Genomic DNA, 11,121 nt, shown 5'->3' on the forward strand with positions numbered 1-11,121 from the left:
ACAATAGAGAAAAGGAAAGGCAGGGATTGGGATGAATTACGGATTTACCGTTTCTTATGACGGAAGCCGCTATGAGGGCTGGCAGCGGCAGGTGCGGACAAGGGAGACCATTCAGGGGAAGCTGGAAGACACGCTGGAGAAGATTACCGGCGTAAAGGGGCAGGTAATCGGCGCCGGCAGGACCGATGCCGGCGTCCATGCCATAGGGCAGTATGCCAATGTCCATCTGCAGGAGGAGTATGACCTGAAATTGCTTGAGGATGCATGGAACAGGGCTCTGCCCGATGATATTTCCATTCACGGCCTTACCATTATGGACGAAAGATTCCACAGCCGCTTTTCCGCCAGAGAGAAGCACTACCGCTACTGTATCCGTTTAAGTGCAGAGAAGGATGTATTCCGTCGGCGCTATGTGTGGCAGCTGGGGGAGGTGCTGGATGTGCACGCCATGAAAAAGGGGACCGCCCTTCTTCTGGGCACCCATGATTTCATGTCCTTCTGCGGAAATAAGCACTTTAAGAAATCTTCTGTCCGCACCATTCGTGATATTTCCCTTACCCTTTCCGGCGGCGAGCTGGCCATTGACTACAGGGGCGACGGTTTCCTGCAGAATATGATTCGTATCATCACCGGCACTTTGGTGGAGATCGGTGAGGGTAAGAAAAGGGCTGAGGAAATCCCTGCCATTCTGGAGGCGAAAGACCGCGCAGAGGCCGGTTTCACCGCGCCGCCCCAGGGACTGACCCTGGTGGAAGTGGTGTATTGAAAGGATAAAGGCAAAATTTTTATTTCATCATTTTTGCCGGAAATGGAGAAAAGTTATGTCGGAAAATCTGCCCACCATTGCACAGATGGAGTGCTTTATCATATATGGCCGGGTGGGGAATTTTGCCCGGGCTGCCAGGGAAGCGAATATTACCCAGTCCGCCTTCAGCGCCCAGATCAAAAGGCTGGAATGCACCCTGGGGGTGCAGCTGATTGAAAGATCCAGGAGAGGAAGCCATCTCACCGAAGAAGGGGAGCGGTTCCTGCCCCGTATCCGGGAATGGATGGAGGGACTAAGGGAAATTGTAGAGGACATCCGTCCTGCTGCAGAGGAAGGGGCGGTGGAGCTCAATGTGGGAATCCTCCGTTCCCTGGGGGACATTCATATGAATAGGCACATTGCCCATTTCCAGCGGCTGAACCGGCAGCTCCGGTTCAATGTGTATGACATGCCCACCTACCAGATCCACCAGGCCATGACGGAAGGGAGGCTGGATGTGGTTTCCACCTACTTTGTGGAGCAGAGCCTGCCTGATGGGGCGGGAAAGGACGAATACGACGTGGTGTCCTTCGGCCGGGATCATATGGTGTACTACGGCCCCTTGATGGACATGGGGAAAAAGCCCCTTACCGTAGAGCAGATTCTTTCAGAGCCCCTGGTGCTCTATCCCACCACCTACTATATGAACCAGATTTATGTCCGCTATTTCAGGGACGCTGCCCTGAAGCCCCAGGTGTCCGCCCGGCTCTCTTCTCCCTATGCCATCATTCACTACTGTCAGGAGAATAAGGCCGGTGCCCTTCTGCCGGACCGGCTGCTTACGGCCCTGGGCTGCCACAGGGGGCTTCATGAGCTGGAAATTCCCCTGGAAGCGGAATGCTACCTTATCTATCGGAGAAATCATCCTAAAATCCGCCTGATCCAGGCCTATGTGGACCAGGTGCTGGCCAGCTTCCCGGGAAAGCACATCCGCCATAACAGGCCTTCGAAATGACCGTGGAATGTGGCGGTTATGGCGCGGTTTGTTCCCTTTTGAATGATGATCAGCTGTCTGCCGCTTCGTCATCTCGAGCGGGTCTGCATGCCGGTATGGCAGAAAGGGTGTCCGGACTGCCATGAAACTCTGAGTCGAGAGATCTCCCTCTATCCTGTTTGCGGCAGGAAATAACCATGGGAGTGTCAGCTGTATTGCTGATTGAGCTTTCCGTACAATGACTGATTCAAAAAACTGATGTTCAATGGGTGTTATCGTTTTTTACGATAACACCCATCTTTTTTATCTGTTATACAAGGCAGGAGGGAAAAGGTATAATGGTGTCCGTATTTCAAAAAGGACCGTACGTAAGGTCCCGTCAGTACTGCATAGAAAGAGGTTGATTTTTTATTATGGCAGTCAAACCACGTCTGTGGACCCGGGGGTTCATCCTGGACACCCTTGTTAATTTCCTTATTTACATTATTTACTATATGCTGGTGGTCATCATCGCATCTGAGGCCATCCATTCCCTTCATGCCACCGTCAGCGAAGCAGGCCTGGCAGCGGGCATCTTCGTGCTTGGCACCCTGGCGGCCCGGCTGGTGGCCGGCCGGTCTGTGGAAATCTACGGCCGTAAAAGAATGCTTTACGCCGGCATCCTCTTCTACCTGGTGACCACCTGCATGTATTTTTCAGCCAACACCCTCCCCATTATGTACGCCGTACGCTTTCTGAACGGCGTGGGCTACGGCATTGCCTCCACCGCCACCAGTACTATCGTATCTGCCATGATTCCCGCAGAGCGGCGGGGCGAAGGCATCAACTACTATGCCCTCAGCATGAGCCTGGCAGCTGCCATCGGCCCCTTCATCGGCATGATTATGCAGCAGTTCCTCTCCTTTAACATGATCATCCTCTTCTCCGTGGTCATGGTACTGGCCTGCCTGGCTGCCGCCTTCATCATGAAAGTGGATGAAATGAAAATCACTGAAGAGCACAGGGCGGAGCTGAAGGAAATCAGCCTTTCCAGTTTCCTGGAACCCAAGGTAATGGGCATTTCCATCGTAGGCTTCTTCGTAGCCCTCTGCTATTCCAGCGTACTGAGCTTCCTTGCCACCTATGCGGCAGAACTCCACCTCATGACCGCAGGCACCCTGTTCTTCGTGGTATATGCCCTTTCTGTCACCTTCATCCGTCCGATGGCCGGTGTCATGTTTGATAAGAAGGGCGAAGACTTCGTCATGTATCCCACCTTCCTCTGCCTGGCTGCAGGCCTCCTCATCCTGTCTGTTACCACCAGAAGCTGGGAAATGCTCCTGGCCGGCGTCTTCGTCGGCCTGGGCTACGGCACCTTCATGTCCAACGGACAGGCCATCTGTGTGAAACTGGTGGACGAAGTCCGCATCGGCGTGGCCGTATCCACCTACTTCGTCATGCTGGATCTGGGACTGGGCGTAGGCCCCTACATCCTCGGCGCCTTCAAAGGCCCCCTGGGATTTTCGGGCATTTACTCCCTGGTCGGCGTAGGTTCCGCAGCCTGTGCCTTCCTCTACTACGGCCTCTACGCATGGCGCCGCAACCTGCGTCAGGGCCATGGAGCCGGCTCTGCGGAAAAAGCATAAGTACAAAAAGAGTCATGAAGAAATGGCAATCATTGCTTCATGGCTCTTTTTATGCTATGAAGTTTCCTGTCCGGCATGGGGGATGGTGTGTCACATCCATAGGAAACTATTAGTGCAAAGTTTCCTGCCCGGCATGGGGGAATGGCGTGTCACATCCATAGGAAACTATTTGCGAAAAGTTTCCTGTCCGGCATGGGGGGATGGCGTGTCATATCCATAGGAACCCATTTGCGAAAAGTTTCCCATCCGTCATGGTGGCATGGTGTGTCACCACCACAGGAAACTTCCCCTCTCCGGCAAAGGGGAAAAATAATTTTGAAAAAATTTCGAAAAATCGCTTGACATATACCGCCTCGATTGGTATACTACATAAGTCAGTCAACCACTGATGAAAACAACAAGGCGCTGGCCGCAAGGCCAGGGAATAAGCAGCATGGAGAGGTGTCCGAGCGGTTTAAGGTGCATGATTGGAAATCATGTTGACGGCGAATACCGTCACGGGGGTTCGAATCCCCCTCTCTCCGCCACAAAGAGAAAAAGCTCTGTCAGCAATGGCAGAGCTTTTTTCGTGTCCTTCATTTTATATTTCAAGATATATGAAGCCTATAATAGTTTTATATAGGAATAAAAGGGACGTCTTTTCAGTTCAAGGCTTTCTAACAGTATCACTAAATGGCAGGGGTATAAATTTCATTGCCGGAGACTGTGTCAATCTAAAGAATCTTTTCCCCGCCCTGTGTGATACAATAAAACAAAAACCTTTTTCAATGATTTCAGGAGGAACAATGGATCCATTCGTTCATCTTCATGTGCATACGGAATACAGTTTATTTGACGGCACCTGCCGCATTAAGGAGCTGGTGTCCCATGTGAAGGATATGGGGCAGACGGCGCTGGCCATCACGGATCATGGCGTCATGTACGGAGCGGTGTATCTGTACAAGGAGTGCATGGCCCAGGGAATCAAGCCCATTATCGGCTGTGAGGTGTATATTACCCGGGGAAGCCGGTTTGAGAAGAGGGCGGGGGGCGAGAAGGAGAAGCTGGCCCATCTGATTCTTCTGGCGGAAAATAATGAGGGTTACCAGAACCTTATCAAAATCTGCTCCAAGTCCTGGACGGAGGGGTATTATTTCAAGCCTCGGGCGGATCATGATCTCCTTGTGAAGTATCATAAGGGGCTGATTGCCATGTCCGCCTGCGTGGGGGGCGAGCTTCCCCAGGCCATCCTGAATCATGATATGGAGAAGGCCCGGAAGGTGATTCAGTTTTACATCGACACCTTCGGGAAGGACAATTATTTCATCGAGCTCCAAAATCACGGCCTTCCGGAAGAAGCGGCGGTGCGTCCTGCTCTGGCGGCGCTGGCGAAGGAGTACGGCCTGGGGCTGGTGGCTACCAACGATTTCCACTATACGAAGAAGGAGGATGCAGGAAGCCAGGAAATCAAGCTCTGCATTTCCACAGGAAAAACGCTGGACGACCCTTACCATTTCCATTTTGCCAACAACGAGTTCTACTGCAAGAGCGGGGCGGAAATGGAGGCCATTCTGGGAGAGTATCCCGGTGCCATTGAGAATACAAAGAAGATTGCAGACCGCTGTCATGTGACCCTGACCTTCGGGGAGCACAAGCTGCCATCCTTTGATGTGCCTGAGGGAGAGACGTCCAAGTCCTATCTGCGGAAGCTCTGCGAGAAGGCACTGCCGGAGCGCTATCCCCATCCTACGGGGAAGGAGAAGGAGCGCATGGATTACGAGCTGGGCGTTATCGAGCACATGGGCTTTTCCGACTATTTCCTCATCGTCATGGATTTCATCCATTATGCCAAATCCCACGGCATTCCCATCGGGCCGGGCCGCGGCAGTGCGGCAGGGAGTATCGTGGCCTATCTTCTTCATATTACGGAAATCGATCCCCTGCGCTTTGACCTCCTTTTTGAACGTTTCCTGAATCCGGAGCGTGTGTCCATGCCGGATATTGATACGGATCTCTGCTACCGGCGGCGGGGAGAAGTGATTGATTACCTGGCCCGGAAGTACGGAAAGGATCAGGTGGCCCAGATTATTACTTTCGGCACCCTGGCTGCCCGGGCTGTCATCCGGGACGTGGGACGGGTGACCAATATGCCCCTTCGGGATGTGGATAAGATTGCCAAAATGGTACCCTCCGGCCCCGGGGTGACGCTGAAGAAGACGCTGGACGGCTCCCGGGAATTCAAGGACCTTTATGAGTCCAATCCCCAGGTGCACAGCCTTATCGACCACTGCCTGGATCTGGAGGGGCTTTCAAGAAATTCCGGCACCCATGCTGCCGGCGTGGTGATCTGCTCCAACCCTGTAGACGACTATGTGCCCATCCAGCTCACCCAGGATAATTTCATCCAGACCCAGTATGAAAAGGATCAGGTGGAGCAGCTGGGCCTCCTGAAAATGGACCTTCTGGGTCTTCGAAATCTGACAGTCATTCATGATGCCCTGGAAATGATCGAGAAGAACCGGGGCATCAAGCTGGATATCAACCATATCCCTGATAAAGACGAAGCCACCTGCCGCATGCTCTGCGAGGGGGATACCATCGGCGTGTTCCAGTCCGAATCCTCCGGCTTCACCTCCCTTCTCATGAAGCTCCATCCGGACCGGTTCGAGGATCTTATCCCCATGGTGGCCCTCTACCGGCCGGGCCCGCTGGGAAGCGGCATGGCGGAAGATTTCATCAAGAGAAAGCACGGGGAAATCCCGGTGGAATATCCCCATCCATCTCTGGAACCGATTCTGAAGGAAACCTACGGCGTCATCCTTTACCAGGAACAGGTCATGCAGATTGCCTCCGTCATGGGGGGATTCAGCCTGGGCCAGGCAGATATGCTCCGCCGTGCCATGGGACACAAGGAACCGGAAATCCTGCAGAAGAACAGGGATACCTTCGTGGAAGGAGCCGTGAAGAACGGAGTGGATGAGAAGACCGCCAATTACGTGTTCGACCTCATGGTCCACTTTGCAGGCTACGGTTTCAACAAATCCCACAGCGTGTGCTACGGCTGGATTGCCTGGCAGACGGCATACCTCAAAGCCCATTTCCGCCCCGAATTCATGGCGGCCATGATGACCTGCTACATTGGCGACAGGGACAAGGTGAGCCGCTATATTTCCGATACAAGAAGGGCGGGGGTGGAAATCGCCGCTCCGGATGTGAATCTGTCTGATGCCTATTTCTCGGTGAAAGGAAATAAAATCCTCTTCGGTCTGGACGGCATCCAGAATGTAGGGGAAAATGCGGTGGAAGGCATTATCGAGGCCAGAAGAAAAGGAGGACCCTTCCGGGATATCAGCGATTTTCTGGAAAGGGTGGACAGCCGGGGACTGAACAGCCGGGCCTGCGAAAGCCTCATCCGCTGCGGTGCCCTGGACTCCCTGGGCCATAACCGCTCCCAGCTTCTTGCGGTGCTGCCGGAGGCCATCAGCAATGCCCAGTCCGTAAGGGAAGACCGGGAATCGGGGCAGATGAGCCTTTTCGGCGATATGGACAGTGCCAAAACCATTGTCTATCCGCCGCTGCCGGATATGCCGCAGAATGAAAAAATCGAATGGGAAAGAAAGCTCTTGGGTTTCTACGTCAGCGGCCATCCCCTGGATGCCTATAAAAAACAGATGGCCCACTGCACGCCTATTTACCAGCTGAATGCAGAAAGTGCCCGCTACGACGGCCGCACCGTCACCATCGGCGGCACCGTGGCCCATGTGAAGGGCACCATGACAAAGAAAGGGGCCCCCATGGGCTATGTGACCGTGGAAGACTATGACGGTGAGCTGGAAGCAGTGGTATTCCCGTCGGTGTGGGAAAAGGTAAGGCCCATCCTTACCGAGGACGCCGCCGTCTGCGTCCGCGGCCGGGTGCAGTCCAACGAAAGAGAAGTGAAAATCCTGGCCGATGACATTATCCCCCTGTCCACCTTCCATAAAACCGTCCGCCCGCCGGTGGCGGCTGTCCACCTCTATGTGGATGAAAGGCATGAAAACAACATGGTCAGCGATGCCCTGGGCCGTATCCTTCTGAAATACCACGGAGACACGCCGGTATTCCTCCATATCCAGAGGACAAGACAGGAAATCCGCATGGTGCCGAAATTCTTCCTTGACTTCTCCGAAGAAGCGGAAGAAGCGCTGAAAGGACTTCTGGGCAATGCCTGCGTGGAAGGACGGAAGTAAGAGGGGGCGCGGGAGAGTGAGACAGTGTAGGCGGCTGCCTGCTATCCTTTGACTCAACGGCAGATAGAGAGGGTTCATTCTGTCCCCCGAATGGGGGAAAGTCCGGCGCAGCCGGATAAGGGGGAGGCCGCTTCGTGACCTATATACTCATCGCCGGAGGCGATACCACAACCCTTGGGCCCAAAGGGCCCATCAAACTTAAGAAACCTTGGGCCGGCAGGCCCATCAATCTTAAGAACCTTTTGCCCCCTCGGCACTCGCCGTTTATAAAGATAAATATGCCGCGGAAGGCCCCTATATGATATACTAAAATAGATAAAATCTTCTAAAGAATGAAGCCTTGCAGTTGTTTCTAAGGGGGTTATTATGAAATTTCTGGTTTGTGTGAAGCAGGTGGTGGATACTTCCCAGATGGAAGTGGATCCGGCTACCGGAAGATTGAAGAGGAATAATGCAAACAGTATCCTGAATCCTATGGACAGGAACGCTTTGGAAGCTGCCTTTGCTTTGAGGGATCAGGCAGGCGGTACGGTGACGGTGATTTCCATGGGACCGCCTCAGGCAGCGGCGGTGCTGAAGGAAGCCATTTCCATGGGGGCCGATGAGGCTTACCTGGTAACGGACCGCGCTTTCGGCGGTGCCGATACCCTGGCCACCAGCTATACTTTGTCCAAGGCCATTGAAAAAATCGGTCCCTTTGACCTCATTTTGTGCGGACAGGAATCCATCGACAGCAATACGGCCCAGGTGGGACCGGAAATTGCTGCTGCCCTGGGGATTCCCGATGTAAGCGCAGCGGTTGGCATTTCCTGTGAAAAGGAAGGCTTCCTCAACGTGGAAAGGCAGATGGGAGATAACAGGGAAGTACTGGAAATGAAGCTTCCCGGTCTTATTACCTGCACCGGAGAATTGAACAAGCCCCGGTATCCCAGCATTAAGGGTATCCTGAAGAAGGAAGAAGTGGAAATCAAAAATCTCACCGCCGCCGACCTCAATGTGGATACAGCACGCATCGGCATGAAGGGATCTCCTACCCAGGTAAGGCAGGTCCGGCCCGTAGTGCCGCCGAAGAAGGAAAATCTCCGCATTGAAGGAAAAACGGCGGAAGATGCGGCTGATGAACTCATCGCAGCCTTGAAGAAACTGAATCTTGCATAGGAGGGCAATGATGGATTTCTCTGAATATAAAGGAATATATGTAATTGGCGCTCTCGTAGACGGCAGGATCCAGAGGGTGACCGGCGAGCTCACCGGCGAAGCCAGAAAGCTGGCAGATGAGCTGGGTGAAAAGGTGTGTGCCGTCCTCATCGGCGACCGTCTGGAAGAGGAGGCAGCATCCCTTATCCCTCTGGGAGCGGATAAGGTGTATGTACTGACAAACAGCCTCCTTTCCCATTATGACGGCAAGGCCTATCAGAAGGCACTGGCTCCTTTCTTTAAGGAGAAAAAGGCGGATACCATCATCATCGCTGCCACTCCCTTCGGAAGAGACCTGGCACCCCGCTTGGCAGCGGAGCTGGTGTGCGGCGTTACCGCTGATGTGACGGAGCTTTCCGCCGATAAGGAAAAGGGCCTGGTTATCTGGTCCCGCCCCGCCATGGATGGCAATATTATGGCGGATATTGTAAGTCCTCTCTACCGCCCCCAGGTGGGCACCGTGCGTCCCGGCATTTTCAAATATCCTAAGGCCGATAAATCCCGCACCGGAGAAGTGGAGGAAGTATCCGTATCCCTTGAGGAAAAGGATCTAGGGACCATTCTGAAGGAAATCATTGCCGGAGAAGAGGATGAAAATCCTATGGAAACGGCGAAAATCGTGGTGGCCGGCGGCCGTGGATTCCACAGCCGTGAAGAATGGAAACAGGTGCACGAACTGGCTGACCTTCTGGGCGCTGCGGTAGGCTGCAGCCGCCCTATTTCCGAACTGGGCTGGGAACCTCACAGCCGACAGATCGGACAGACCGGCAAGGGCATTGCTCCGAAAGTATACTTTGCCCTGGGCATTTCCGGCGCCATGCAGCATATGTGCGCCGTGAACGCGGACATTATCATTGCGGTGAACAAAGATGCCAAGGCGCCGATTATGGAAATGGCGGACTATGCGGTGGTGGCAGACCTGAAACAGTTCATGCCCCTCCTGATTTCCAGAATCAAAGCGCTTAAGGAAGAAAAACACTCTTAATATGTTATAATATGTGAAGAAATGCAGTCTTATTTCCCTTGCGGAGGTGAACGGTATGGCAGAAGCAAAAACTACCATCTACTACAATCACAATTTCTACTATGATTTCAGCAAAATCATCAGTGCTGACGACAGAGGCCTGCAGTTTGGCGACGGCTGCTACGAATGGATCCGGGTATTCCGGGGACATCCCTTTGCCCTTTCCTATCATGTGGACCGTCTGTACCGCTCCATGCGGCTTCTGGGCATCCGCCCGGTGACGGCGCCCGATGAATTTACGGAAATCGTGGAAGTGGTTATCGAAGAAACGGGAGTTACTGAAGGCTATGTGAAAATCATCGTTACCCGCGGCAGCGGCGACCATGACTTCACCATCCCCTCCAGAAACGCCCTCCGCCCCAACGTGCTGGTTTATGCAAAGCCCATTAACCTGGACAGCATTGCCAAAGTGCAGGACGGCGTAAAGTGCATTACCATGAACGATGACCGCGGCCATCACTGCGATATCCTCTCCCTGAACCAGCTGGACAATATGATGGCCCGGGCAGAGGCGCAGAAAAAAGGCGCCTACGACGCCATTTTCATCAAAGACGGCCTTCTCACCGAAGCCAGCCACTCCAATGTGTGCATCGTCAAGGCAGGCGTCATCTGGACTCCGGCGAAGAATGAATTCATGATTCCCGGTATCACCCGCTCCCTGGTCCTCTCCCGCGTAGCCCCCACCGCCGGCGTCACCTCCATTGATGACGGCGCGGAACCGGTGCGGCTGGACAACATGATGGATGCGGAAGAAGTCTTCCTCACCAACAGCCAGGACGGCATCGTGCCGGTGCTCTCCATCGACGGAAAGCCCATCGGCGATGGCAAACCGGGCACGGTAACCAGAAAGATTCAGCAGCATTATCACCATCTCATGACCGATGGTCTGCCGTAACAGGCAGTCAAAAAAGCTGAGAAAAAAATGTTCAATCATTTTTTCTCAGCTTTTTTTCATGGGGAAAAGGGAAACCTTAACCACCCTTGCCTTACCCAATGAGGGCCAAGGGAACGCTTCCAAGCGGGCACCCTATGAGGGAGCAGCCAAAAGGTTCTCCATGCATCAAAGCATGTGGCGGCATGATAAAACTCATCGCCCCTTTAAAAATTGCGGCGAAGCCGCCACCACAACCCTCGGCCTGAAAGGCCGTCAAACTTAAGAACCCTCCGGCCAAAGGCCGGTCAATCCTAAGAACCTCTTTCCCTGCCCCCTGGGCGGAAGCGAACACAACCCTTTTACACAACCCGCGCCGCCAGGCGCGCCCCTTTTTTTAGCTGTATAGTGGGCCCGTTGTCAAGACCAGCTTTTCAAAAACTAAGCGCGCCGATTG

At 53.7% G+C, this 11,121-nt stretch carries 7 protein-coding genes and 1 tRNA gene; all 8 read left to right on the forward strand.

Going from position 1 to position 11,121, the window contains the following annotated elements; translation table 11 throughout:
• The first annotated feature begins 31 nt into the window (after positions 1-31).
• Complete coding sequence (gene truA, locus Q0482_RS06945; protein WP_298025497.1) at positions 32-766, forward strand: tRNA pseudouridine(38-40) synthase TruA; 735 nt, start codon at positions 32-34, stop codon at positions 764-766.
• A gap of 55 nt (positions 767-821) precedes the next feature.
• A complete protein-coding gene (locus Q0482_RS06950) occupies positions 822-1,760 on the forward strand; it encodes a LysR family transcriptional regulator (protein ID WP_299144979.1) in 939 nt (312 codons plus the stop codon).
• A gap of 392 nt (positions 1,761-2,152) precedes the next feature.
• Entirely contained in the window at positions 2,153-3,364 is a 1,212-nt protein-coding gene (locus Q0482_RS06955) for an MFS transporter (protein ID WP_299144981.1), read from the forward strand.
• Positions 3,365-3,799: 435 nt separating this feature from the next.
• Positions 3,800-3,891, forward strand: a tRNA-Ser gene (locus Q0482_RS06960).
• Between the two features lie 258 nt (positions 3,892-4,149).
• Positions 4,150-7,572 carry a DNA polymerase III subunit alpha gene (locus Q0482_RS06965; RefSeq protein ID WP_299144983.1) on the forward strand — a complete coding sequence of 1,141 codons (3,423 nt, stop codon included), beginning with the start codon at positions 4,150-4,152 and terminating at the stop codon, positions 7,570-7,572.
• Positions 7,573-7,938: 366 nt separating this feature from the next.
• The gene (locus tag Q0482_RS06970; RefSeq protein ID WP_299144985.1) at positions 7,939-8,730 is read left to right on the forward strand and encodes an electron transfer flavoprotein subunit beta/FixA family protein; all 792 of its coding nucleotides are present in this window, start codon (positions 7,939-7,941) and stop codon (positions 8,728-8,730) included.
• Positions 8,731-8,737: 7 nt separating this feature from the next.
• Entirely contained in the window at positions 8,738-9,754 is a 1,017-nt protein-coding gene (locus Q0482_RS06975; protein WP_299144987.1) for an electron transfer flavoprotein subunit alpha/FixB family protein, read from the forward strand.
• A gap of 55 nt (positions 9,755-9,809) precedes the next feature.
• A complete protein-coding gene (locus Q0482_RS06980) occupies positions 9,810-10,688 on the forward strand; it encodes an aminotransferase class IV (RefSeq protein ID WP_299144989.1) in 879 nt (292 codons plus the stop codon).
• Positions 10,689-11,121 lie beyond the last annotated feature (433 nt).

This window comes from uncultured Dialister sp. (genome assembly GCF_937959425.1).
GTDB lineage: Bacteria > Bacillota > Negativicutes > Veillonellales > Dialisteraceae > Dialister.